The 25,233-nt window shown below is 72.0% G+C and carries 20 protein-coding genes; 3 read left to right on the top strand and 17 right to left on the bottom strand.

From position 1 onward, the window contains the following. Positions 1–37: 37 nt before the first annotated feature. The 6 genes from NAEX_RS42495 to coaE form a co-directional block, all read right to left on the bottom strand. Entirely contained in the window at positions 38–1,129 is a 1,092-nt protein-coding gene (locus NAEX_RS42495) for a phosphatase domain-containing protein (RefSeq protein WP_096333180.1), read from the bottom strand. Then, positions 1,126–2,190: a phosphate acyltransferase PlsX gene (locus tag NAEX_RS42500; RefSeq protein WP_170136477.1), complete on the bottom strand. Its 1,065-nt coding sequence runs from the start codon at positions 2,188–2,190 to the stop codon at positions 1,126–1,128. Before NAEX_RS42500 ends, NAEX_RS42495 begins: the two co-directional genes overlap by 4 nt. Positions 2,191–2,362: 172 nt before the next feature. Continuing rightward, positions 2,363–3,151, bottom strand: a complete 789-nt coding sequence (locus tag NAEX_RS42505) for a nucleotidyltransferase domain-containing protein (protein ID WP_096333182.1) — start codon at positions 3,149–3,151, stop codon at positions 2,363–2,365. Between the two features lie 49 nt (positions 3,152–3,200). Beyond that, on the bottom strand, positions 3,201–4,148 hold the full coding sequence (locus NAEX_RS42510) for a nucleotidyltransferase domain-containing protein (RefSeq protein WP_096333183.1): 948 nt from the start codon (positions 4,146–4,148) through the stop codon (positions 3,201–3,203). A gap of 195 nt (positions 4,149–4,343) precedes the next feature. Then, positions 4,344–5,444, bottom strand: a complete 1,101-nt coding sequence (locus tag NAEX_RS42515) for a CaiB/BaiF CoA transferase family protein (protein ID WP_096333184.1) — start codon at positions 5,442–5,444, stop codon at positions 4,344–4,346. Between the two features lie 183 nt (positions 5,445–5,627). Next, a complete protein-coding gene (gene coaE, locus NAEX_RS42520) occupies positions 5,628–6,440 on the bottom strand; it encodes a dephospho-CoA kinase (RefSeq protein WP_096333185.1) in 813 nt (270 codons plus the stop codon). Positions 6,441–6,487: 47 nt separating this feature from the next. Between coaE and yihA the strand changes: the two genes are divergently transcribed. Then, complete coding sequence (yihA, locus tag NAEX_RS42525) at positions 6,488–7,195, top strand: ribosome biogenesis GTP-binding protein YihA/YsxC (RefSeq protein ID WP_096333186.1); 708 nt, start codon at positions 6,488–6,490, stop codon at positions 7,193–7,195. 563 nt (positions 7,196–7,758) lie between these two features. Here the strand turns inward: yihA and NAEX_RS42530 are convergent. Then, entirely contained in the window at positions 7,759–8,502 is a 744-nt protein-coding gene (locus NAEX_RS42530; RefSeq protein WP_096333187.1) for an anti-sigma factor family protein, read from the bottom strand. Then, on the bottom strand, positions 8,499–9,110 hold the full coding sequence (locus NAEX_RS42535) for a sigma-70 family RNA polymerase sigma factor (protein ID WP_170136478.1): 612 nt from the start codon (positions 9,108–9,110) through the stop codon (positions 8,499–8,501). The genes NAEX_RS42530 and NAEX_RS42535 overlap by 4 nt, the downstream gene beginning before the upstream one ends. Before the next feature lie 190 nt (positions 9,111–9,300). Between NAEX_RS42535 and purB the strand changes: the two genes are divergently transcribed. Together purB and NAEX_RS52550 are read left to right on the top strand one after the other, a co-directional pair. After that, positions 9,301–10,734 carry an adenylosuccinate lyase gene (gene purB / locus NAEX_RS42540; RefSeq protein WP_096333189.1) on the top strand — a complete coding sequence of 478 codons (1,434 nt, stop codon included), beginning with the start codon at positions 9,301–9,303 and terminating at the stop codon, positions 10,732–10,734. A gap of 169 nt (positions 10,735–10,903) precedes the next feature. After that, the gene (locus tag NAEX_RS52550; protein ID WP_177325839.1) at positions 10,904–11,293 is read left to right on the top strand and encodes a hypothetical protein; all 390 of its coding nucleotides are present in this window, start codon (positions 10,904–10,906) and stop codon (positions 11,291–11,293) included. A gap of 124 nt (positions 11,294–11,417) precedes the next feature. Here NAEX_RS52550 and NAEX_RS42550 read toward each other — a convergent pair whose 3' ends face one another. The 9 genes from NAEX_RS42550 to NAEX_RS42585 all read right to left on the bottom strand — a co-directional run bounded on the left by NAEX_RS42550 (position 11,418) and on the right by NAEX_RS42585 (position 25,128). After that, positions 11,418–11,624 carry an MbtH family protein gene (locus NAEX_RS42550; RefSeq protein ID WP_096333190.1) on the bottom strand — a complete coding sequence of 69 codons (207 nt, stop codon included), beginning with the start codon at positions 11,622–11,624 and terminating at the stop codon, positions 11,418–11,420. Further along, positions 11,621–12,568, bottom strand: a complete 948-nt coding sequence (locus tag NAEX_RS51620) for a M14 family metallopeptidase (RefSeq protein ID WP_170136479.1) — start codon at positions 12,566–12,568, stop codon at positions 11,621–11,623. The genes NAEX_RS42550 and NAEX_RS51620 overlap by 4 nt, the downstream gene beginning before the upstream one ends. After that, positions 12,565–16,302 carry a DEAD/DEAH box helicase gene (locus NAEX_RS42560; RefSeq protein WP_143140103.1) on the bottom strand — a complete coding sequence of 1,246 codons (3,738 nt, stop codon included), beginning with the start codon at positions 16,300–16,302 and terminating at the stop codon, positions 12,565–12,567. Before NAEX_RS42560 ends, NAEX_RS51620 begins: the two co-directional genes overlap by 4 nt. 317 nt (positions 16,303–16,619) lie before the next feature. After that, a complete protein-coding gene (locus NAEX_RS49055) occupies positions 16,620–16,976 on the bottom strand; it encodes a hypothetical protein (protein WP_100792668.1) in 357 nt (118 codons plus the stop codon). A gap of 217 nt (positions 16,977–17,193) precedes the next feature. Next, positions 17,194–19,527 carry a hypothetical protein gene (locus tag NAEX_RS42565; RefSeq protein ID WP_096333193.1) on the bottom strand — a complete coding sequence of 778 codons (2,334 nt, stop codon included), beginning with the start codon at positions 19,525–19,527 and terminating at the stop codon, positions 17,194–17,196. Beyond that, positions 19,524–20,360 (bottom strand): hypothetical protein, encoded by an 837-nt coding sequence (locus NAEX_RS42570; protein ID WP_143140105.1) that lies wholly within the window; start codon positions 20,358–20,360, stop codon positions 19,524–19,526. Before NAEX_RS42570 ends, NAEX_RS42565 begins: the two co-directional genes overlap by 4 nt. Further along, a complete protein-coding gene (locus NAEX_RS42575) occupies positions 20,357–22,204 on the bottom strand; it encodes a sigma 54-interacting transcriptional regulator (protein ID WP_096333195.1) in 1,848 nt (615 codons plus the stop codon). Before NAEX_RS42575 ends, NAEX_RS42570 begins: the two co-directional genes overlap by 4 nt. Before the next feature lie 7 nt (positions 22,205–22,211). Then, positions 22,212–23,273, bottom strand: coding sequence for a hypothetical protein (locus tag NAEX_RS42580; protein ID WP_096333196.1), 1,062 nt, complete (start codon positions 23,271–23,273; stop codon positions 22,212–22,214). A gap of 22 nt (positions 23,274–23,295) precedes the next feature. Next, the gene (locus NAEX_RS42585; protein WP_096333197.1) at positions 23,296–25,128 is read right to left on the bottom strand and encodes a serine/threonine-protein kinase; all 1,833 of its coding nucleotides are present in this window, start codon (positions 25,126–25,128) and stop codon (positions 23,296–23,298) included. Positions 25,129–25,233 lie beyond the last annotated feature (105 nt).

The raw sequence follows: 25,233 nt of genomic DNA on the forward strand, positions 1-25,233 counted from the left end.
CCATGGACATGGCACCGGGGGCCGTCGCGGCCCGGGCCTAGTCGAGCAGGCGGATGCCGAGGAAGCGGTGCTGCTGCCGGCGGAAGCGGGCCTCGTGGTAGATGCCGAGGTAGTTGATCTCGGCCTCCCAGCGCGGCCCCGGCCGCTGCAGGTTCTCGAGCGACCCGATCGCGTCCTCGAACGCGTGGACGAAGCGCGGGACCGGGCGGCCCATGGTCGACTCGGCGGCCGCCAGCTCGCGCGACATCCGCTCGATCGTGCCGAAGTGGAGCACGCCGCGGCGCATCAGGTCTTGCAGCGAGTTCGCCAGGCGCTCGGGCGTGTAGCCTTCGGACTCCATCGCCTCGGTGACGGCGAGCAGGCCGCGGGGCTCGAGCGCGCCGGCCTCGAACAGCACGGCGGCGCCCTGGAAGTAGTTGTAGATGGCGACGACGCGGGCGCCGTAGGCGGCGAAGCGGTCGAGGGGCGAGCGGCGCTCGAGGTGGATGAAGATCCGGCGGACCACCTCGCCCGAGCCGAACAGCTGGCGGTGGTAGGCCATGATCTCGTCGACGTCGCCGCGGTAGACCTTGCAGGTGCTGAGGATCGCGGCGAGCGCGACGGCGTCGACGCGGCCGGCGAGGATGTCGGCGTAGACGCTGTAGATGAAGGCGTCCTGCTCGGCGTCGTCGCCGAACAGGTACTCGTCGACGTGCTCGGCGGCCATGTGGCTGAGCAGCAGCGCCTTGAGCTTGTAGCCGACCTGGCCGCGGATCGCCCGGAAGCGGCCGCGCAGCAGGTTCTCGAGGTTGGGCTTGAGGATGAACATGTCGGGCTCGACGCCGTCGAGCGCGAGCTTGGCCGTGAGGACCTTGCGCATCTGCCGGGGCGAGCCGCTGATGAAGGTGACGCGCCGGTGGCTGCGCTCGCGCGGGTCGAGCAGCGCGCGCAGCAGCGCGCTGGCGCCGGCGACCGCGATCTTCTCCTCGGCCTTCTGGCGGAAGGTCTTGATCAGATCCTTGACCGTGTCGAACTCGGTGCGCAGGTAGGTCTTGTCGAGGTCCCAGCGCAGGTGCATGAAGCGGCGCGGCTGCAGCGCCTGTCCTTCGGGACGGGTGGGCTCGGACGGGTCGGCGGGGTCGGACGTCATGTCGCCTCCGGAGCGGGCGGGCTCGCCGACGGCGCGCCGAGGCCGTGGAACTCGGCCACGCCGGCGGCGACGGCCGCGATGACTTGCAGGCGATCGATCTTGGCGCCGAGGCGGATCGCGTTGAGGAAGGCGCGCCGGCCGGAGTCGGCCTGGGTGACCATCACCGCGCGATCGAAGCCGAGCAGGGGCGCGCCGCCGTAATTCTCCCAGTCGGTGAACTCGCGGATCGCCGAGATGCCGTCGCTCAGCATCTGCACGCCGATCCGCCACTGGAACTTCTCGGCGGCGCGGCGCAGCAGGCTCTCGCCGGTGGCCGCGACGCCCTCGAGGGTGCGCAGCAGGACGTCGCCGGAGAAGCCGTCGGTGACGATCACGTCGGCGTCGCCCGAGGTCACGCTGTCGGCGCGGAGGCAGCCGACGTACTCGAAGGCGGTCGTGGCGGCGAGCAGGCGGCGATGGGCCTCGCGCGCGCGGGTGGGCGCGTTGGCGATGCCGTGGCCGTTGCAAAGCAGGGCCACGCGCGGGCGATCGATGCGCGAGATCTTGGCGGCATAGGCCGCGCCCATCGCCGCGAAGGTGACGAGGTCGTCGCCGCTGCACTCGACGGTCGCGCCGACGTCGAGCAGCAGCGCGAACAGGTCGGACACGGGGCCGTGCGGGCGCAGGGTCGGGTAGACGGCCGCGAGCGCGGCGTGGGGGACGCCGGGGATCCGGCCGAGGATCTGCTGCGCGCCGGCGACGATGAGGCCCGGCGCGCCGGCCGAGACGAACACCGCGCTCGGGTCGCGGGCGGCGATCTCGAGGCCGACGACGACGCTGTTGCGCGGGGCCTGGCGCAGCACCTCGGCGGCGTCCACGTCGGGCTCGCAGCGGTCGCGGGCGTGGGCGACGCGCAGGCGCTCGGCGTCGTGGGCGATCTTCGCCAGCGCCGTCGTGATGTCGGATTCATCGCCGACGACGGTGATCTGGTGATCGAGCTGCAGGCTGGCGATCGCGGCGGCCTCGAGCGCCTCGCGCCCGCCGTCGCGACCTGCACAGCTGTCGAGGACGATGTGAGCCACGGCGGTGAAGCTGTTGTAGCAGAGTCCGAGGGGCGGGCGTGGTGCGGCGCGGAGCCGACCCCGGGTCCTGCCGCGGACCCGCGCGGGCCGGGGCGAGCAGGCCCGGCGGGCCCGCGTCAGCGACGGCCGGGCCGGTCGGGTCGGACACGGGCGGGCGCGCAGCGGCGCGGCGTCACAGGCGTCGTCGCCGCAATTCGACCAGCCACGCCTCGCACGCGACCTCGTTCGGGGGATCGGCCGGCAGCGGGCTGTGCTCCAGGGCCGCCTGGAGGTCGGCCTCGAGCCTCGGCCAGGCGGCGCGGTGCAGGGCGTCGATTTCCTGGGATACCGCGCCTTTTTCGGCGCCCTCGACCTTGATCCGGATCAGCGAGAGCGCGTCGTCGTAGCCGTACAGCGGGGCCAGGCGGCGCAGGTCGGCCTCGAGCTCGCCGGTGCGGAGCAGGTGAACCCCGGTGAGCGCGACGCGGTAGGCGTAGAGGAGGCTCTTCGCCCGCGGCACCGGCTCGCGCTCGTGCTCGCGGCACATGCCGCGGAAGAAGCCCTGGTAGTGGCGGATGAACCGGCGCGACACGGCCCCGCGCGCCAGCGCCTGCAGCTCCTCGATCTCCGGCGACTCGTAGAGCTGAAACGGCGTGAGCAGGCGCTCGATCATGTTGCCGTTGCCGGCCAGCAGCAGGGACAGCGCCCGGCCGACCTCGGTGAGGCTGAGGTCGCACTCGAGGCCCTCGAACTCGGTCAGCCGCTCGACGGCGTCGTTCGGCCGGCGTAGGCCGAGCAGCGAGCGGGTCGGGGCGATGAACACCCCCTTGAGGTCGAGGTCGCTGTCGGGCGAGCTGAAGCCGTAGTCGTGGCTGCCGGTGACGCCGCACTGGAACACGTCGCCCGGCACGGCGCAGGTGAGGATGAAGCGGCGCCCGAGCTCGAGGTCGGGCAGGGCGTTGGGCGGCAGGTCGACGGTCATGATGGCCTCCAGGACATGTTCGAAGGGGCATGTCCCCCGGGGAAGGTAGTCAGGTCCCGCGGGCGGGCCGCGCGGACACCTGCGCGAGGGCGCGGCCGACGAGGTCGGCGCACAGGGCGTCGAGGGCGGCCTCGTCGGGCGCGAGCGGCAGCGGCGAGGCGGCGACCGCCGCCTGGGTGCGCTGGTGGAGGGCGTCCGCGGCCTCCATGAGCCTGTCGTAGCTCCACGCGCCGCCGCGGATCGCCAGCAGCTCGTCGCGGTCGTCGCGGCGGACCTTGAGGGTGCCGGTCTCGACGATCTCGGCGCCCATGCGCAGCAGGCGGATCAAGTGCATGCCGTGCTTGGTGTCGTAGCCGAACTCGGCCTCGAGCGCGCTGCGCTTGGGGTTCCGCGTCTTGAGCCAGCTCTGGTAGGCCTCCCACTCCTTGCGCGCGGCCTTGTAGCGGCGCTCGCGGTCGAGGACGCCGAGGAAGTTGGTGGTGAGGTCGGCCTCGGCCATGCGCCCGTCGGCGAGCATGGCCTCGACCGCGCCCATCTGGTCGCGCGAGATCAGGCGCGTCTCCGGCAGGTCGAACTCGGCGCGGGTGGGCTCGTGATCGGGCGGGTGCATGACCCACTTGCGGTGGGTCTTGATCCGCGCGAGCTGGCTCATCGCGTAGCCGGAGAAGCTGTCCTTGACCCGCAGCGACAGGAACTTGTCGCGCTCGGCCAGGAGGCGCTCGCCCAGGGGGGTGCAGACGGTGTGGCAGTCGGGCGGCGTCCACAGCAGCTCGAGCACGGTGGGGTTGGCGGCGGCGGCCAGGCGGAAGTACTTGCGGATCTCGTAGCGGACGTGGTCGGCCGACAGCTCGAGCTGCTCGGGGCCGCCGAGGAAGCCGTGGTACCAGGCCGCCGGACCGACGAGGATGCCCTTGAGGTCGACGTCGGAGGTGGGCGTCTGGAGGCCGTAGGCTTGCGAGCCGTGGACGGTCTCGTAGAGGAGGAGGCTGTCGGCCATGGGACGGCGACGATAGCACGGGGCCGCAGCGGCGGCCGGGTCGCCGCCGGCAGGAGCGGCGGCCCGCGGCGGTTGAGTCCGCGCGTGTCCTCGGGGACAGGTCGGCAGGTCGCGGTCGAGTTCGCGCGGCGAATGGTCTTCGGGACAGGTCCTGCGGATGGCCGCGCGGAGCTCTCGCCTGTCCCTCGAAACAGGTCAGCGGCGGGCGAACTCGGCGAGGACGGCGTCGGTGTGCTCGCCGAGCCCAGGGGCGCTGCGCTCCGGGGTGCGGCCGAGCGAGGGGAAGAACGGGCCGACGCCGCGGAACGAGCCGGCGGGGGTGGGCGTCGACTCGGTGAGGTCGTCGAGGCGCGGCTCGTGCGGGGCGGCGTCGAGGTCGTGGACCGGCCAGACCGGGAGGTCGTGCGGCGCGAGCAGGGCGAGCCAGTGGTCGCGCGGGTGGCCGGCGAGGTGCTGCTCCATCGCCGCGGCGGCCTCCTGACCCGCGGGCCCGGTGTCGAGGCCGAGCCCGGCGAGGTCGGGGCGACCGACGACCTGGGCGAAGGCGAACCAGAACTTGGGCTCGAGGCAGCCGACCGACAGCTCGCGGCCGTCGCCGCAGCGGTAGGCGCGGTAGGCCGGGGCCCGGCCCCCCAGCACGGCCTCGGACATGCCACCGCCCCCGCCCGCGCGCTCGGCCCAGGCCCAGGTGACGAAGGGCAGCGGGCCGGAGAGGAGCGGCTGCTGCACCAGGCCGCCGCGCCCGGTGCGAGCGCGCCGCAGCAGGGCCGCGAGCACGCTGCTGCAGGCGAGCAGGCCGCTGGTGACGTCGGCGAGCTGGAGGCCGACGATGCCCTCGGTCCGCAGCGCCCGCAGCAGACCGGTGAGGCCGGTGAAGTTGAGGTCGTGGCCGACGGCCGAGCTGACCGAAAAGCCAGGTAGCGAGCAGAGCACGAGGCCGGGGTTGTCGGTCAAGAGCTCCTGCTCGGGCAGGCCGAAGCGCGCCATGGTCCCGGGGCGGAAGCTCTCGACGAGGACGTCGGCGCCGGCGGCCAGGCTGCGCAGGGCGGCCGCGCCCGCCGGGGTGCGCAGGTCGAGGCCGACCGACTCCGCGCCGCGGAAGAAGGCGATGAAGCCGGCCCCGACGCCGTCGATCAGCGGCGGCGCGTGACGCATGAGGTCGCCGGTGGCCGGATCTTCGACCTTGATCACGCGCGCGCCGAGGTCGAGCAGGCAGCGCGCGAGCACGGCGCCGGGCAACATCCGCGAGACGTCGACGACCACGGTGCCGGCGAGAGGGAGGGAGTCGCTCGTCATCGCCTCCGGCTATACCACGAGCCCGGCGAGCGGCAGAGCGCGCCGGCGAGGGCGAGCAGGGCGGGTATGCAGCAGGCCGGCGAGCGGAGCTTCGAAGGGAGGATGCAGCTCGTTGGCCAGCCGAGCTGACGAGCGCGGCGAGAGCGAGCGGGCGACCGATCGGCGAGGGTTGGCCGACATGGTTTATGGGACATGCTCACGGGAGCATGTCCATGACAACATGCTCGAACAGGCATGTCCCCCGGAACAGGCCCGCGAGGACAGGTGCGCAGGCTCAGGGCTTGGGCAGCGGCGGCGGGCGCGGCGGGACGCTCGCGGCCGGGCGAGCCGGCGGGGCGGCGGCGGGACCGCCGGGCGGGCCGGCGCGGCGTCCTTGACCTCGCCGGCGGGCCGCGGGATCGTGCCGCTGCGGAGGGCCGGCAGCAGATCCAGGACCTGCTGCTTGAGGTGCGCGAGATCCTTGTCGTTCTCGAGGATGAAGTGGGCGCGGGCGCGGCGGCTGGCGTCGTCGAGCTGGGCGGCCAGCCGGGCGCGGACCTCGGGCTCGGTGAGCTTGTCCCGGGCGACGACGCGGGCGATCCGCTGCGCCTCGGGGGCCGAGACGAGGATCACGGCCTTGACCTGCTTGTCGAGGCCGGTCTCGAACAGCAGCGGGACCTCGTAGACGACCAGCTTGTGCCCGGTGGCGGCCAGGGTGGTGAGCACGTCCTGGAAGCGCTCGCGGATCCGCGGGTGAAGGATCGCCTCGAGCTTCTGCCGCAGCGAGGGGTCCTTGAAGACGACGGCGCCGAGCTTGCGCCGGTTGAGCTCGCCGTTCTCGTCGAGTACGCCCTCGCCGAAGGCCGCGACGACGGCGCCGAGGCCCTCGCTCCCGGGGGTGACGACGACGCGGGACAGCTCGTCGGCCGAGACGACCGGGATCCCGCAGTCCTCGAAGATCTCGGCGGCGGCGGACTTGCCGCTGCCGATCCCGCCGGTGAGGCCGTAGACGTCCATGACCTCGGAGCTTAGGGGGCGGCGCGCTTTTAGTATAGTCCGCGCCCATGACCCAGCCGTTCAAACCCGAGAAGAACAGCACAGGCGGCTGGCGCGTGACGTCGGCGACCTTCGAACGCAGCGCCGACAAGCTGGGGGCGGCTCCGCCCGGGGATCTGCCCGAGATCGCCGTCACCGGCCGCTCGAACGTCGGCAAGTCGAGCCTGCTCAACGCGTTCGCGGGCCAGCGCGGGCTGGCCCGCGTCAGCTCGACGCCCGGCCGCACGCAGCTGCTCAACTTCTTCCGCGCGACGCTCCGCCACCCGCGCCACGGCGATTTCGGGCTGCGCTGGGTCGACCTGCCGGGGTACGGCTACGCGGCCGCGCCCCACGCGGTGCGCGCGTCGTTCGGGCCGATGATCGAGGGCTACCTGCGCAAGCGCGAGGCGCTCAAGGGGCTGGTGCTGCTGATCGACGCCCGCCGCGAGGTCAGCGAGTTCGACCACGCGCTGCTCGAGTTCATGGCGGACCGCGCGCTGTGGACCATCGTCGCCGTCACCAAGGCCGACAAGCTCAGCAAGAGCGAGCGCGGGCTGGTCACCGCCGGCATCGCCCGCGCGCTGCAGCTGCCCCGCGGGCAAGTGCTGGTGACCAGCGCGACCAGCGGGCTCGGCTTCACCGACGGCGGCCTGGCCGAGGCGATCGCGCGGCGGCTGCGGGCGGACGCGCCGGACCTGGCCGAAGAGACATCGGATGGCCCGGCCGGCGAGCCGTGAAGGCGGCGCGCGGCGTGACCCGACCCCGGACCTGGCCGAAGAGACATCGGGTGGGCCGGCCGGTAACCGTGAAGGGTCGCGCGCGCGAGCAGGCTGGCGGCTGACGGCGGACGACCTGGCCGACGAGACAGGTCGGGCAGGCGACCGGCGAAAGCAGCTCGCCATCGCACGATCTGGCTGGCGGCTGACGGCGGACGACCCTGACCTGGCCGACGAGACAGGTCGGGCAGGCGCCGGGCGAAGGCAGCTCGCCATCGCGCGACCTGGCTGGCAGTTGACAGCGGGTCTGGTCGAAGAGACAGGTCCCGCGGCGGGCGAAGGCGATCGCGCCGTCGCGCGCGTTCATGCTGGGCGGCTGACAGCGGAGCTGGTCGAAGAGACAGGTCTGCGGCGGGCGAGACTTCACGCAGCTCGGCCATCTGGCGCGACCGTGCTGGGCGGCGTCCCTGCCAACGGGTCAAGGCCGAGACGCTGCAGATGCTTCGAGACATGTACCCTGGCACAGGAGCATCCGAACATGTGCCAAGAGGCATGCCCCGACGGGCATGCCCGCTGCGACAGCCTCAGCGCGCGCGCGGGGCGTCGGCGCTGGTGCGGACGAGGTGGCCGAGCTCGAGCAAGGCCTCGAGGCTCTGCTCGAGGCTGACCTCGCCGACGCGATCGGGGTCTTCGCGCAGGGTGTGGCGCACGCCGCCGACGTCGAACACGACCTGCGGGCGGCCGTCGGCGCCGCGACCGAGGTGGTAGCGGGCGCCGCGGTACAGCTGGACGCGCTCGGGGAGGGCGTCCGCGGTGGCCTGGTCGCGGTGGTCGATGACGCGGCGCAGGCCGACCTCGTAGATGACGTCGTCGCCGGTGGGCAGCGCGACGGGCTGCAGCGGGCTGCTGTCCTCGGGGACATCCACGATCCGCACCGCGAGGTCGCGCGGGCCGGCGTCGCGGGCGGGAGCGGCCGGGCCGGGCAGGGTGCGGGCGACGAGGAACAGGCCGAACGCGGCGGCGCCGGCGGGCAGCATCAAGGCGCCGCCGCGGAGGAAGTTGCGCCACCGCGAGGGCCGCGGCGCCGCGGCCGGCTTCGGCGCGGTCTCCCGATCGATGGCGTCGAGCTCGAGCAGGACGCGGGCCCGCAGCGCCTGCGGAGCGGTCGCTCGCGGCAGGTCGCGCAGGAGCTGACGGATCCGCAGCTGCTCTTCGGCGACCTCACGCATGGCAGGATCGCGGGCGAGCTGGGCCTCGACTTCGGCGCGCTCGGCTTCGGTGAGCTCGCCGTCGATGAAGGGCTGGAGCGTGTGAAGATCGTGGCTCATGAGCGGGCAGAAGCGGCGCGGTTGCGGTAAGCGTCCAGGGATACGGGGGCGTCGGGTTCTTCGGCGAGGCCGTGATCGACGGCGTGGCGATAGAGCAGGCTGTGCAGCTGCCGGCGTCCGCGGTGGATCCGGCTCATCACGGTGCCGATCGGGCACTCCATCGCCTCGGCGATCTCCTTGTAGGAGAGGCCCTCGATGTCGGCGAGCACCACCGCCATCCGATAGTCGGGCGGCAGGCGCTGCAGCGCGGCGTCGATCTCCTCGCGCAGGTGGAGCTGCGAAGTGGCGGCCTCCGGGCTCGGCGGGGCGGCGATCGGCCCCTCGCCGACGGCCGCGAACTCCTGCTCCAGGCCCTCGGCCAGCGCCCGCTCCCGGCCCTGGCGGTGGTAGCGCGTGATGAAGGTGTTGCGCAAAATCGTGAAGACCCACGCTCGCACGCTCGATCCGGGGCGGAAGCTGGCCCAGAAGCGATAGGCGCGGACCAGGGTCTCCTGCACCAGATCTTCGGCCTCGGCGCGGCTGCGGGTCAGCCGCAAGGCCGCGCCGAAGAGACTGTCGACGTGGGCCAGCACGGTGGACTCGAAGGCCCTGCGAGCGGTGGCGTCCATGCGTTCGGGGTACCGGAGGGGGTTGGAAGTTATTTCAGGCCGGAGCACCGGACCGTGAAAACGGGGCGTAAAAGTGGGATCGGCCTGCGGTGGGCGCGCGGAAAGGGGTCGAAACCGTGCGCTTTCTCGTCGCGTCGGGGGGCCGGGGAGGCGGGGGTGCGACAAGCGCGCGGTTAAGCTCTCGCCGCCCATGGAAGCCGTGGATCGCTACGACAGCCCCCTCGCCACCCGTTATGCCACGCCGGCGATGGTCGCCAACTTCAGCGACCGGCGGCGGGCGCTGCTGTGGCGCGACCTGTGGATCGCGCTGGCCGAGGCCGAGCGGGCGCTCGGGGTGCCGATCTCGGAGGCGCAGGTGGCGGCGTTGCGGGCGGCGCGGGAGCGCATCGACTTCGCCCGGGTCGCCGAGCACGAGGCGCGGCTGCGGCACGACGTGATGGCTCATATCGAGCACTTCGGCGAGGTCGCCGGCGCGGACGCCGGCAAGGTGATCCACCTGGGGGCGACCAGCTGTTACGTGGCCGACAACGCGGAGCTGGTGATGATCCGCGACGGGCTCGAGCTGCTGATGGACCGGCTGGTGGCGGCGCTCGACGCCCTGGCCCGGTTCGCCGGCCAGCACCGGGCGCTGGCGACGCTGGCCTACACGCACTTCCAGCCGGCCCAGCTGACCACGGTCGGCAAGCGGGCGTGCCTGTGGGCCCAGGATCTCGGGCTCGATCTGGAGACGCTCGAGCAGCTGCGCGCCCGCCTGCCGTTCCGCGGGGTCAAGGGCACGACCGGGACGCAGGCGTCGTTCCTGGCGCTGTTTCACGGCGACCACGCGAAGGTGCGGGCGCTCGACCGGGCGGTCGCGGAGGCGATGGGCTTCGCCGGGTCGATCGCCGTCAGCGGCCAGACGTACACCCGCAAGATCGACACGTGGGTGGTCGCGGCGCTGGCCGACATCGCCGGGTCGGCGAGCAAGATCGCGGTCGACCTGCGGCTTTTGGCGCACAAGCGAGAGATCGACGAGCCGTTCGAGGCCGACCAGGTCGGATCGTCGGCGATGGCCTACAAGCGCAACCCGATGCGGAGCGAGCGGATCTGCGGGCTCGCCCGGTTCGTCCACTCGCTGGCGACCAGCCCGCGCGAGACGCACGCGAACCAGTGGTTCGAGCGCACCCTCGACGACAGCGCGAACCGCCGACTGACGATCACCGAGGCGTTCCTGGCGACCGACGCGATCCTCAACCTGCTGGTCGACATCACCTCGGGGCTGGTGGTCCACCCGCCGGTGATCGCGGCCAACATGCGCGACGAGCTGCCGTTCATGGCGACCGAGAACGTGCTCATGCGAGGCACCAGCGCCGGTCACAGCCGGCAGGAGCTGCACCGCCTGGTCCGCGGCCACAGCCTCGAGGCGGTGGCCGGCATGAAGCGCGGCGAGCCCAACGACCTGATGGCCCGCATGCAGGCGGACCCGGTGCTGGGGCCGTTCGTCGACGCCGACCTGACCGCGCCGGCGCGCTACGTCGGGCGGGCACCCGAGCAGGTCGACGAGTTCCTGGCCGAGTTCCTCGCGCCCCTGCTGGCGCGCCACGAGGCGCGGCGAGGTCGCTTCTCGGCCGGCGTGCGGGTCTAGCGGGCGAGCAGAGCAGTTCGAGCGGCGATGCGGGCCGCGTTGCTCGTCGGTCGCTCCCCGCTCGCGGCCTCTCGGATCGGCGCGAGGCCGACTCGAAGCTCCGGCACGACACCGGCGAGCGAGCGGCCGGGACGGGTCGCGCGAGGCTTGTGCTATCCTGCGCGCGCCCATGAACCCCCTCCACGTGCATGCCCCCTGGCTCCGCTTCGCCGGTGACGAAGACGACGCGTCCGACGAGGAACTCGACGAAGAGTACGACGAGGACGAAGAAGACGACGACGCCGAGGACGACGACGAGGACGACGAGTACGAGGACGACGAGGACGAGGACGAGGCGGACGAGGAAGAGGACGAGGACGAAGAGGACGAAGAGGACGAAGAGGACGAAGAGGACGAGGACGAAGAGGACGAGGACGAGGAGTACGACGAGGACGAGGAGTACGACGAGGACGAGGAGTACGACGAGGACGAGGACGGCGAAGAGGACGACGACGACGAGGAGGACGACGAGGAGGACGACGAGGAGGACGACGAGGACTCCGGTCGCTTCGTCGTGTAGCCCGCCGCTCGTCGCGCTCCCGCGCGGCTCTCGAGGGCGCCACGAGGCCCTTGGAGCCGCGCTCCTGCTTCGCCTGCAGCGCCTCGGGCTCTGCGAACGCTCCGGCCCGGGCTCTCCGCCGGCGCTACTCCTCGGGCCGTTCCATGCGCTTGCGCAGGCTCAACGGGCGCATGTCGGTCCAGACCTCGTGGATGTAGGCCAGGCACTCGTCCTTGAGCCCGGTCTTGCCGGCGTCGCGCCAGCCCGGCGGGAGCTCGCGATCCTCGGGCCAGATCGAGTACTGCTCCTCGTGATTGACGACCACTCGGTAGCGCGTGTTGTCTTCGCTCATGCGCGGCGATCGTAGGCGGGCGGGCGCTCGAGCCGCAAGGCAGCCGCGAAGTAGGCGCAGAGGCCGGAGACATCGTTCTCGATCCACGGCGCGGGATCGCGCGGATTGAAGCGCCAAAACACGCTCGGCGCCCGCCAGTGCTGACGCCAGCTCGCGAGGATCGTGAACGTCTCGACACACACCGCCCAGGTGCCGTGGACGTGGTGCTGATGATCCTCCTGCTCGCCGGTGAAGGTGTCGAAGATCCGGCTGGCGAGGCGGAAGTAGCGGTGATGCGGCTGAGCCCGGCGGAAGGTCCGGCACAGCCGGCGATACGTGGCGTACGCGCGGCGGTCGGTGACGCGCGCCGGGATCAGGGTGCCCATGAACGAGTGAAAGTTGGCGGCGGCGACGAACTTCTGCGCGCTGAACAGGCGGTCGAGGGCCGCGGTCTCGGGCTCGCTGAGCGGGTGCGGACCGCGGTAGGTGGCGTCACCGGGGCGATCGGAGCCGGCGCCGGGCAGCCAGCTCGGGCCGGCGCCGCCGGGGCGCGGGTAGTTGCGGTTGAGATCGACGCCGCGCGCGTTGCCTCGCAGATGAGACAAAAGCCCGCGCCCGCCGGCCGCGAAGGTGCGGGCGTAGCCGTCGGGGTTGATGCTCGGCACCACCCACAGCTCGGCCTGCGCGCGCAGCGAGTCGAGGCGCGGGTCGCCGTCGGCGAGCGCGCGCAACAGCCCGATGGCGACCCGACCGGCGATGAACTCGACGCCGTGGATGTTGGCGCCGCAGAAGATACGTGGCCGATCGGACAGGGTCGAAGGGACACGTACGGCGACCAGCGGCCGGCCCTCGACGCTGGCGCCGTACTCGACGAGCTCGCCCCCGACGCGGGCCGCGAGGGCGGCGACCTCGGTCGCGCGGCCCTCGGGGCTCGGGTAGGGAGCGAGCTCGTCGGCGGGGTTCACGTGCCCGGCTCTTCGGCCAGCGGGAGCACCGACTCGAACTCGAGCGGGTCGAGCCGGATCTCGGTGGCTTCGCCGCGCGGCGCGTCCTCGAAGTCCTCGGGCAGCGGCGCCCGCAGGTCCTCGCGCGAGTTCTCGGCCCGCTCGAGGGCGAGGCCGATGCCGTCGACGACGACCGTGGTGAGGACCGCGTGGCAGCGCTCGACCTCGGAGTCGTGGATCCGGAACAGCGTGCTGGCGTCGCGCACGGTGAGGTCGCGGATCGACCGGCCCTCGAGGCCGAGGTAGTCGCGCAGCAGGTTGCGGATGCTCGACGACTTGTGGCCGTGGACGCGCCCGAGGTTCAGCTGGACCTTGGTGTACTCGCGGTCGTCGGCGTCGGCGGTGGCCGCGGCGGCCGGCCGGGCCGGAGCGCTGGCGGGCGTGTGCGGCCGCGGCGGACGCGACGGCGCGGGGCTCGGCGCGGCGACGGGCGCAGCGACGGGTGCGGGCGGGGGCGGGACCGGCTCGGGCTCGACGCTGGTGTGACCGTACTTGCTGTCGTCGAAGTCGCGCGCGGAGTACTTGCTCGACCAGACCTCCCAGAAGTCCTTGTGCGGCGGCGCGGTCAGCTCCGGCGGGGCGGCCGGGGCGGCCTTCTTGCGGCGACGGCGACGGCGGCGCTTCTTGGCGTCGGCTTCGGCTTCGGCCTCGGTGTCGCCGGACTGGGCGGTCGGACCGGCGGCGACCTCGGCCTCGGCTTCGGTATCGGCCTCGCCTTCCGTTTCGCCCTCGGTCTCGTCGTCCTCCTCGACCTCGGCCGACTCGGCCTCGGCGTCGCGGCGCGAGACGTCCTCGAGCTCGACCTCGCCCTCTTCCTGCAAGGTCTCGATCACGGCCTGCCGGCGGTCGAGCAGGGCGAACTCGTCGATGTTGTCGAGCTCCCCGAACTCGCTGGTGACGACCTCGAGCTCGGCCTCGTCGATGTCGATGACGATCTCGTCCTGCGAGGGTCGCCGCGGGGCCGGGGCGGGCGGAGGCTCGGGCGCGGCCACGACCGGCGGAGCCGCCGGACGCGGGCCCTCGAGACCCGGACGACCCCGGCGCTTGCGCCGACGCTTGCGGCCGCCGGGCGCCAGGCCCGGCTCGCCGTTCCTGACCTCGGGGACAGCCTCGCCCGCGGGCGCCTCGGCCTCGCCGGACTCGTCGTCGCCCTCGTCCTCGACGCCGCCGGCCTCGACCACCGGCGCCGCCTCGTCACCGGCGCCGCCGCGCCGTCGCCGCCGCTTGCGCCGCCGCTTGCGCCGCTCGCTGGCCTCGTCGAACGACTGGCCCGGGGTGGCGGTGCCGATCAGATCGCCGGTGGCACCTGGCGTTGCGACCATGTCCGCAGGGACAGGCGCGGGCTGGCTGCTGGCGTCGAGCTCGACCGCGCCGGCCGGAGCCGCCGCGCGCACTCCCGGCTGGATGTGCGGCCACTGGACGAAGCGCCCGCGGTCGCCGCGACGGCCGCGGAGACCGAAGGGGATCCAGCGGGGCGTCTCACCGGTGCTCTGGACCAGGTCCACGGCGGGCGCAGCCACGGGCGCCAGCGCCGGCACGGCGGGCGCGGCCTCGGCGGGCTGAGCCTCGGCGACTCGAGCACGCGGCGCCTCGGCGTCGCGGCGCAAGCGCTCGTCGTCGCGGCGGGGGCGGCGCTCGTCGTCTCGGCGCGGACGACGGTCGTCGTCGCGGCGCGAGCGACGGTCGTCGTCGCGCCGGGGGCGACGGTCGTCGTCGCGGCGCGGGCGACGGTCGTCGTCGCGGCGCGGGCGGTCGTCGTCGCGGCGCGGGCGGTCGTCGTCGCGGCGCGGGCGGTCGTCGTCGCGGGGGCGCTCGTCCGCGCGGCGCTCCTCGTCGCCGCGGGGCTGCTGCTCGTCGAGACGCGGGCGCTCGTCGTCGCTGCGCAGGCGCTCCTCGTCGCGGCGGCGGCCGAACCGCTCGTCGCGCTCGGGCCGTCGCTCGCGGCGGTCACGACGGTCGTCGCGATCGCGGCGGCGGCCGAAGCGATCGTCGCGGTCGCGTCGCTCGCGGTACTCGGGCCGACCGCCCGGGCGCTCCTCGCCGTCGCGCGGCTCGTATGTCCGCGGGGACAGGTCGGCGCGGGGCGCCTCGCCCTCGCCGCCAGCGGCCTCGGCGGCCGGGCGCTCACCGTCCTCGGCCTGCGGCTGCGGGGGCGGCTGCTTCATCGCCCGCTCGAGCAGGAGGCCGATGACGCGCTCGCCGCGAGGATCTGCCATGAGGTTGCGGGCCAGCAGGACCCACTCCGGCGAGACCAGCTCGGGGAAGCGCTTGCTGATCCCGTCGAGCTTGACCTCCATGCGCTGCGCCGCCAGCTGATCGGCCGGCGGCAAGAAGCGCTCGCGGAACACGATCGTGTCGTACTGCAGCTTGAGGTAGTAGAAGTTGCCCAGCTCGCGCGCGTGGATCAGCGAGATCGCGGTGCCGGTGCGGCCGGCGCGGCCGGTGCGGCCGGTGCGGTGGATGTACACCTCCGCGGCCTCGGGGAACGAGTAGTTGATGACGTGGGTGACGTGGCTGATGTCGATGCCGCGGGCGGCGACGTCGGTGGCGACGAGGAAGCGCAGCTTGTGCTCGCGCATCATCCCCATGACCTTCTCGCGGGCCGCCTGCGTCAGGTCGCTCGACAGCTCCTCGGCCTGGTAACCCTCGCGCCGCAGCACCGAGGCGACGAGCTTGGTCTCCTCGCGCGTGTTGCAGAACACGATCGCCCGCGCCGGCTCCTCGACGACGATGACGTCGAGCAGGTCGCGGGTCTTGATCGCGCCGCTGACGATGTAGTACGCGTGCTCGATTTCCGCCGCCGCGACCTGATCGCCGGACAGCTGGACCTCGACCGGCGACTTCATGTAGCGCTTGGCGATCCGCTGGATGTCGCCCGGGATCGTGGCCGAGAACAGCGCGGTGAGGTGCTTGCCGGTGCAGGCGTCGAGGATCGCGCGGATGTCCTCGAGGAAGCCCATCGACAGCATCTCGTCGCATTCGTCGAGCACCACGGTGGTGACCTTCGAGAGGTCGAGCGAGCGCCGGCGGATGTGATCGAGGACGCGGCCCGGGGTGCCGACGACGGCGTGGACGCCGGCCTTGAGCGCGGCCAACTGCGGCTGCATCGGCGTGCCGCCGTAGATCGGCAGCACCTCGACCGGAGTCTCGACGGCCAGGCGCCGCAGCTCGTCGCAGACCTGCTTGGCGAGCTCGCGCGTGGGCAGGAGGACGAGCAGCTGGACGCCCGTCTGCTGGGCCGGACGCGGGTCGAACCGACCCGCCAGCCACGGCATGCAGAAGGCGCCGGTCTTGCCGCTGCCGGTGTGCGACTGGACCAGGACGTCGTGGCCGGCGTGGAGCGGCGGGAAGCTCAGCGCCTGCACGGGCGTGGGCCGGGTCCAGCCGATGCGAGCGATCGCCCGCCGCAGCGCGTCGGGCAGATCGAGCTCGTCGAACGACTCGGGCAGCTTCACCGGCTCGGGCTCGGCCGTGGCCTCGACGGGGACGTCGGTCGCGGGCGTCGGTTCGGCATCGCCGACGACGTCGGTCGCGGGCGTCGCTTCGGCTGCGACGGCGTCGCCGTCGACGGGCGCGTCAGCTGCTGCCGCAGCCTGGTCGGACGGCGCGTCGCCAACGACGCGGGCCTCGGGGGCCGCTTCGTCGGCAGCGATCGCGGTCGCCTCGGACGGGGCGTCGCCGGTGGCGTCGGCCACCGCCGCGGCCGTGGCCTCGCGCGCATCGGCGGCGACGATCGGCGCAGCAGCCTCGGCGGACGCAGCGGCCTCGTCAGCAGCCGCTTCGGGCGCAGCGGCCTCGTCAGCAGCCGCTTCGGACGCAGCGGCCTCGTCAGCAGCCGCTTCGGCGGCAGGGTTCGGGGGGTCGGTGGGAGCGGGTTCGCGGGGAGTCGGGGACTGCTCGGCGGCCTGGGCGGGCGCAGCGTCGGACCCGGCGTCCTCAGCGGACGAGGAAGCGATCGGGGCTCGGTCCGGCTGGTCGCCGGACGAGGGATTTTGGGACATGGTGAGGAATCCTAGAGCGCAAGGAGCTCCCGGCGTGCGTCGGCGTGTCGTCGACCCCGTTCGGCAAACTCGCGATGAAGCGCGAGGAGCCGATCGATTCGTCGTCCGAGATCGGTATCCGAGCCGGCGCATAGCGCCTGGGTCTCGCGGAGGAGGTTGGAGAGATCCGCCGCAGCATTCGCGTCTTCCTCGGCCCATCGCTGGGGCCTCTGGTCGAACAAGGCGACCAAGCGATCACGGAGAAGATCGATGCGATACCCGCACTCCACCGTGGCCGGTCGGGCCACGATGTCTTGTTGCGCGAGCCCCGCGTAGATCCCAACCAGTGCGTAGAGGATGGCGACAACAGCGGCCACCACCCACAACACAATGAGTTGCCGATCACGAGTAAGACGTCCTGGGGCGGCTTGGGTCAGTGCGCGGCAAGTCTCCCAGGTTCCCCCCAAGGGGTCAAGCGGCCGAGCGGCGCCCGGGGCGCCACGGAGCTTTGCCAGCCCCGGCCGAGGCGGCTTCGGGTGAGGCGCCCGAGCACCAGGCTGGCTCACAACTCACGCCGGGGGCGAACCTGTCTTTTGTGCCAGGTTGTTACTCGGCCGCGGCGGCCGCCGCTCGCGCGACGAAGCGGACGATCTGATTCTGCGGCACGCGCAGCGGGCTGGAGACGGGACGGATCCGGCGGATCTGGCAACCCTCGCCAGGCAGACAGGTGCCGGGGGCGTTGAGATCCAGCGGCTCGCCGTCAGGATGGAGGAGACCCTCGCCGCTCGTGAGGTCGAGGGGGATCACCCGGCTGTTGCTGACGAAGTCGTCGAGCTCGATGGTGTAAACGGCGCCGTCGGTCAAGGTGAATGCGGCCGTGTCGTCGGACGGGTCCATGTCGAAGACCAAGAGCCCGTCCTCCTCGAGGAGGTCGGGGTTGTCTTCGCGGAGATCGACGACGACGATCGGCGCCGGGCCGATGGCGCTGTTCTGCGGGGTCACCGTCGGCAGCGCCGTCACCAGGTAGACGCCCGGGTTGACCGGGAGGACGAACTCCCCGAGCGTCGTGGTGGTGTTGTAGAAGTACGGGCCGAGCAGGGTTTCGGGGTCCTCGCCCAAGATGACGCGCTCGGCGAGGATCTCGGCCGGCACGCACCCGGTGCCCGTACAACCTTCCTGGGTCACCGTCCCGCGCAGCAGCACGCGGGGCTGGAGCTCCGTTTCGGGCAGGGCCGTGGAGTCGGAGGTGATGGTGACCGGCACCAACGTCGAGCGGAACAGCGAGCCGACCGGCGGTTCGACCCGCAGCGTGTAGGCCTGGCCGCTGCCGCCCCCGGGGCCCGGGCTGAGGTTGACGCTGCAGGCGTCGCCGTCGCCGTCGCAGTCGGCCGAGCCGTAGGTGACGCGCACGTTGCCCTGCTCGTCGGCGCCGCTCAGCGGCATGCATGCGGCGGCCGCCCAGGTGGCAGGGTCGGGGACGGCGAAGTTGCCGACGACGGTGATCGGGGGTTTGACCATGCACACCGTCGGGGCTTCCGGCGGCGGTTTGGTCGCGGCCTCGGCCAGACACGAGGTGTCACAACACGTCCATTCCTGCTCGGCCTTCTCGAACAGGCGCGCCGGCTTGCCGGACAGCGGGACCAGGACCTCCACCGGGCGCTCCCAGGTGGGCAGGCAGATCCGCCCGAGCGGGGTGCTGCCCTTGAGGTCGCCGACCAGGAAGGTCAGGACGACGCGGAAGTTGAGGCGCGGCAGCCCGAGACGGGCGTCCGGGGCGGCGCTGACGATGAACTCCATCGTCCGGTCGGCCGTCGGGTCCTCGTCGCAGTAGGTGTAGACCCACGCCGACACGGTGGCGTCGTCCTTGGCCTCGGCGGAGAGCTGCTTGATGGCCGGCCGGTCGGTGAGGTCGAGCGCGCACTGCTGCAGATCGACACGGCACACCTGTCCCTCGGGACACTCGGAGTCGCGCTTGCAACCGCAGCGCTTCACGTCGTCGACCAGGTCGGGGTAGCAGACATACGGATCGGGACACAGGCCGTTGGAGCACTCGTGGTAGGGCGGATTGACGATCGTCTCGACCGAGCAGGTCGCCGGGGTCTCGCCCATCGGATTCGGATCGCACACCGGGGTCTCGGGATCGCCGTCGTCGGCCCGCCCGGCGTGGCGCATGTTGACGACGACGGTCGCCGGCGGCTCGAGCGGCGGCTCGGTCGCCAGCGGGCCGTCGGGGAAGCGGATGTTGCCGAGCACGCGCCGGTGACACTCGCGGACGGTGCGGATCTCGAACTCGTCGTCGATCGGCGCGTCGGTCTTCTTGCGCATCAACTGGCGGGCGACGATCCCGCGGCCCCACTGGAACGGCAGGTCCTCGCCGACGTCGTCCTGGTAGGTCAGCTTGGCGTAGAGCGGCTGATGGGCGTCGGTGGCGGCGGCGTCGTAGCGGGGCCAGGCCTTGAAAAGGACCGGATCGGGGTCGGTCGCGCCGTCGAGGGTCGGCGGCGGGAAGCTGAGGTCGGTGACGACGAACGGCGAGCGGGCGAACCTCGACGGCTGCTGCAGCTCGATGCTGGCGGCGACCGGGACCTCCATGCCGGTGCCTTCTTCCAGGTCGTCGAGCTGGTTCTCGAGCAGCGTGATCCGCAGACGGTCGCGGACCTGGGCGCGATCGATGTAGTAGCGGTTGGGCAGGCGGTCGAGGATCCGCTGGAGCGCCGTGTCGTTGCCGAAAATCTCGAGCCGGAACGGCGGCACCGCCGTCTGCACGTCGATGGCGATGCCGTCGCGCGGCGGCAGGTCGTTCTCGTAGCAGATGTTGTTGTTGCAGACCTGCCCCATGAGACAGTCCGTGTCGTCCATGCACGAACGGTCCTGCTTGTCGGGCGCCGCGGTCGAACAGGCCGCGCCCAGGAGAGCGGCGGCCAGCGCGGTGCGCTTCACAGCGCCTCCTTCTCCGGCACGCAGCTCGTCTGGCAGGGGTGCATTTCGGCGTCGGGCGGCGCCTCGTCGCAGTGGAACACGTAGTGGGTGCTGTCGTAGGTGGCGCCGTTGTCGATGTCGGGCACGCCGTACTGACGGGCGCCGTCCTCGGGCTTGAACCACGCCCGATCGGTGACCATCACCGTCAACGTGTGAAAGCCCTTCGACAGCCGCTCCCTGCCGCCGTTGCACAGGTCGATGCCGCCCTGGTCGCCGCCGAGGACGAGCTGGCGGAGCTGCGGGTCGCGGCGGCCGGCCGGCCTGTACGCGTCGCCGACGAGGTCGAGCGGGCGCTCGGGATCGTAGAAAAGGAGGTAGTCGACGTAGCTGAACGGCTGGATGGTGTCCTGCGGCACGTCGAGCAGGAGGGCGGCGAAGATGCTGTCCTTCGGTTTGCGCGGGCGCGGCTCTTCGTCCTGATCCTCGACGTAGAGGGTGAGGTCGAACGACTTGCTGTCCTTCTGCTCGTCAGGGCAGGTGCAGTACGCGTAGCGCGAGATGACGTCGCCGTCGATGTCCTCGGTGTCGGTCGGGTCGAGGAAGTGCGGCACCGCCTCCCCCGGGTCCGAGTCCCCCGGCTGCGGGCACGTCTCCGGGAGCATGTCCTTGAGGTTCGGGTCGCACGAGACCTCGGCGGCGATCGACAGCAGCACCGGCTCGATGATCCGCACCGCGTTGCGGTTGGTGATCGCCGTCTCCTCGAACTCGATGTCGATGTCGGGCAGCACGCACGAGAGGGCGGCTGTCGTAAGGGACAGGGCGACAAGGACAGGTCCGAGGACAGGGCGCGTCATCGCGGGGCGGCTCCCTTTTCGCCTTCCTTTTCGAGGTGGCGGAAGATCGTGCGCGGGTCGACGCCGAGGTCGCGGGCGGTCTTGGTGCGGTTGCCGGAGTTCAGCGCGAGCACGCGGTTGATGTAATCGCGCTGCCACAGCTCGCGCGCCTCGGCGAGCGGGAGGATCTGCTCGGGGTTGGCGATCTCGACCGGACCCGGCTGGCCGGGGACCTCGATCTCGAGGTCGAGGTCGCGGGCGGTCAGCGACGGGCCGTCGGCCAGCACCAGCGCCTTCTTGATGTGGTTCTCGAGCTGGCGGATGTTGCCTGGCCAGGCGAAGCGCAGGAGGCCGCGCTCGGCGCTGGCGTCGAACGGCCGCGCCGGGTCGATCTTCGACCCGTACTCGCGCGCGTAGCGGGTGACGAAGTAGCGGGCGATGAGGAGGATGTCGTTGCCGCGCTCGCGCAGGGCCGGCAGGCGGATGTCGATGACGTTGAGGCGGTGGAACAGGTCCTCGCGGAAGCGACCGGCCTGGACCTCCTTGGCGAGGTCGCGGTTGGTCGCCGCAACCACGCGGACGTCGACCGGCTGGGTGCGGGTGTCGCCGACGCGCTGGATCTGGCGGTCCTGCAGCACGCGCAGCAGCTTGACCTGCAGCTGCATCGGCATCTCGCCGATCTCGTCGAGGAAGATGGTGCCCTTGTCGGCCGCCTGGAACTTGCCGACCTGGTTGGTGACCGCGCCGGTGAAGGCGCCCTTGATGTGGCCGAACAGCTCCGACTCGATCAGGTTCTCGGGGATCGCGCCGCAGTTGACGGTGACGAGCGGCCCCTTGGCACGCGGCGAGCGGTTGTGCAGCTCCTGAGCGATGAGCTCCTTGCCGGTGCCGGTCTCGCCGGTGACGAGGACGTTGATGTCGGTGCCGGCGACCTTGTCGACCCGCTTGAACACATCGATCATCTGCGGGCAGGCGCCGATGATCTGGCCGAACTTGACCTGGTCGAGGCGCTTCTGCAGGCCGGCGCTCTCGTCGCGCAGCTCGCCGAGGGTCTGGGCGTTCTTGATCGAGAGCGCGGCCTGGGTGGCGTAGACCCGCAGCATCTCGAGCTGGCTCGGCTTGAACAGGTTCACCACCGAGTTGTTGCCGACGTAGATCAGGCCGATGAGCTCGCCGCGCACGATCATCGGCGCGCACATCACCGAGCACAGCTTGAGGTTGATGACCGACATGCTGTTTTGGAAGCGGCCGTCGTTCAGCGCGTCGGAGATGATCTGCGGCTCGCGCGAGGTGATGACCTCGCGCAGGATCTTGTCGCTCAGGAGCTGCTCGGGGTCGTCGACCGGCTGGCGATCGAGGCCGCGGGCGACGCGGATGGCGTAGCGCTCGCCCTCGGTCAACACGAGGAAGCCCTTGCTGGCGCCGGTCAGCGCGACGACCTGATCGATGAGCTCGGACAGCAGGCCGTCGAGGCTGCTCTCGGCCCGCGCGAGCAGCTCGGAGAAGCGCTGCAGGTTGCGCATGGCGTCGATCTGCAGGCGCGCGGCGCTCTCGGGGTCGGCGGCCGGCGCCGGCGGGTCGACGGCCGAGAAGGTGACCTCGACGTTGCCGATGAGCATCACGTCGCCGTGGCGCAGGACGTGCTCGCGCAGCTTCTTGCCGGCGACGAAGAACACGGTGCTGCGGCTCGACGACTCGACCTTGAAGCTGCCGGCGGTGTGCTCGAGCGTGCAGTGCGAGGGGGCGATGTCCGGGCCCTGCAAGACGAGGTGGCAGTCGCGCGAGGAGCCGATCTGCGTGATCCGGTGGCGCAACAGGAAGCGCTGGGTGACGCCGTCGGGGCCGGTGTATTGCAGGTGGGGCATGCGGTTCTCAGAAGCGGATCTTGACGCCGAGACCCCCGCCGCCCGGGACGAACGTGGGAGCCGGCGCCACCTGCAGGATATCACTTCTGCGGAGGCCGCTCGACCGGGGCCCGGGCTTGCCCGCGGGCGGTTTGCCGGGCTTTTTGCCGCGCGCGTCGTCGTCGCCCTTGAGCTCGCTGCGCGGCACTCGGACCCGCTTGGCGGTGGTGAACGGGCGGAACAGAACCTGCGCGAGGACGATGTCGAGGGCCAGGGTGCCGAGAAAGAGGATGCCCATCGTCTGCTCCGCGTTGCGCAGCAGCAGGCCAGGTTCTTCCTGCAAATCGCAGACGAGGGAGCTGGGCTGGTAGCCGTTCAGGCGATCGCAGGACGACACGCGCTTGATGAACAGGCCGAGCGCGGCCGCCCCGATCGCCAGCTCGCTGGCGAGGAACACCCCGCCGAGGGCCTTGTTGCCGTTGTAGAAGTGGCCGACGCCGAACGGCACCAGCGCGACGGCGCGGTTGCGGGCGACCTTCTCGACGACCTCGACCTCCTGCTGCTCGTAGGCCTTGCGCAGCCGCTCGTGATCGCGGCCGAGCGCGCTGTGGCGGACCTTGAGCTCGTCGAGATCGGCGATGCACGCGGCCCGCTCGCCCTTGCACATGTTGAAGCTGGCCCGGTCGCGCTCCTCGCGGAGGCTGTTGTAGAGGTCGTAGAAGGCCTTGCTGTGGGTGTCGGCCGGCGGGCGCCAGTCGGGCGAGGAGGCCAGCAGGCGCTTGATGTACCCGGTGGCCCACTCCTGGCTGACCGGCGCGATGTCCGGGTCCTGCAAGGTCGCGTCGGAGAGGTAGCGCAGCGCGGCCTCCTCGAGCAGCGGATCGCCGAGCTTGCGCCCGTCGACCAGCATCGGCTCGAGCAGCGCGCGTACGCGGGCCCAGTTGCCCTGGCTCCACGCCTGGATGGCGGCGTTGACCTTGTCGGTCTCGGTCGTGGGTACGAGCGGCGGCGCGGGCGTGGTCGGCGGGCGCGCGTGGACCGGCGACGCGACGGCGACACCGAGAGCGAGCGAGCAGGCGAGGAGGCGCATGCGGGATCGGGTGGACGCGGCGCTACAGCGGCGTGAGAGCGATGGGGAACGAATTGCGGCCGGGGCCGATCCGCTGCTTGAAGGTCTTGCTGGCGTAGCCCTGCGCGCGCACCTCGATGACGATCTCGGCCTCGAGCTGGACGCCGAGGTCGATGTCGGGGAAGCGCTCGACGTCGAGGAGGTGCGGGCGCGTGTCGGGGCAGGGGCCGCTGACGCACACGACGGTGGTCTGCTGCGGGTTGCCGGTGAAGTCGAGGATCGCCTTGAGCGGCTTGACCGGCAGCTCGATCGGCGTGCCGGGTCGACAGTCGCCGCGCTCGACGGTGACGTGGCCCTTGTACTTGGGGCCGGCGACGTGGACCAGCGCGCGCTCGCCGGGCAGGTCGAACTCGACGACCTCGCTGCGCAGCGGCTGCTTGAGCTTGCCGATCTGCAGCGAGTGCAGGCCGCCCTGCAGCAGCACGACCGGCATGCCGACGACCTTCACGGCGCACGGGGTGGTGGTGGCCGCGGCCTTGGGCGTGGCCTTGGTCGCCTCGGCGGGGCGCACGCCGACGCTCTTGCGCGGGGTCGGCGGCTCGACCACGGCCTTGGGCTCCTCGCGCGGCGGCTCGCTCGGCGAGGTCGCCTTGTGCTCGGGCCGGATCGCCGTCGACGGGACGATGCCGCCGCCCGCGCCCTCGTCGCCGGGGCGGAAGTTCTCCTCGGTCGGCGGGGTCATGTACAAAAGGACAGCCCCGCCGCTGACCGCGGCGGTGGCGAGGAGCGCGGCGCCGCCGGCCATCAGCCGCTTGACGGTGCGCTCGCGGGTCCGCAGCCGCGAGAGCATCAGCTTGGCCTGCTTCTGGTCGCGCTCGAGCTCGAGGACGCGGCCGAGCAGGCGGATCGCCCGGGCGCTGTGGCCGGCCTTGGTGGCGCCCTCGGCCCGGGTCATCAGCGCGTTGCAGATTCGCTTGTCGAGCTGGTCGACGTAGCGGTCCGGATCGGTGAAGTAGGCGGTGACCTCTTCCTGCGTGGCGCTGACGCCGACCTCGTCGAGGTAGCGCTCGAGGTCGCGGACCACGTCGTCGGCGGTCTGGTAACGCTGCTCCGGCTCGCGCGCGAGGGCGCGATCGATGATCGCCTCGAGCTCGTCGTCGACCAGCGAACAGATGATGCTGGGCCGCGTGTACTCGGCCTCGGCGATCCGCGCGAGCACCTCGTGCGGGTTGCGGCCCGAGAACGGCAGCTCGCCGGTGGCCAGCTGGTAGAGCATGACGCCGACGGCGAACAGGTCGGTGCGCGAGTCGATCGGCTTGCCGTTGATCAGCTCCGGCGCCATGTAGGCCGGGCTGCCGAGCAGCTGGCCCGTCATGGTGAGCTTCTGATGGTCGATGATCTGGGCGATCCCGAAGTCCATCAGCTTGAGGCAGCCGTCGCTGCGGATCATGACGTTCTCGGGCTTGATGTCGCGGTGGACGATGCCCGACTTGTGCGCGTGCCCGAGGGCGGCGCACAGGCGGTGGATGATCAGCGCGGCGAGGGCCGGCCGCGGCCGCCAGCGCGTGTCGAGCCACTCGCGCAGGGTCATGCCGTGGATGAATTCGGTGACGAGGTAGCTCTCCGCCTCGCTCTCGCCCGAGTAGTCGTAGATCTCGAGGATGTTCTCGTGCCGCAGCTTGGCGACCGTGATCGCCTCGCGCCGCAGGCGGGCCCGCGACTCCTCGCGCCCGGCCATGTGCGGGTGCAGAACCTTGATCGCGACCTCGCGGCTCAGGACCGTGTCGATGCCGCGGTAAACCACGGCCATGCCGCCATGCCCGACCTCGCTCTGGATCTCGTACTTGTCGAGCTTGGTTCCGACCAGGGTGGGCATCGCGGGAAGAGGGCTCCGTCCGTGTACTACAGATCGACCCCGGCAGGGCACAAGGCCGGTTCCGCCCCGCGGGCAGATCGGCTCCAGCGGGCGATTTTTCGGCCC

The organism is Nannocystis exedens (assembly GCF_002343915.1).
GTDB lineage: Bacteria > Myxococcota_A > Polyangia > Nannocystales > Nannocystaceae > Nannocystis > Nannocystis exedens.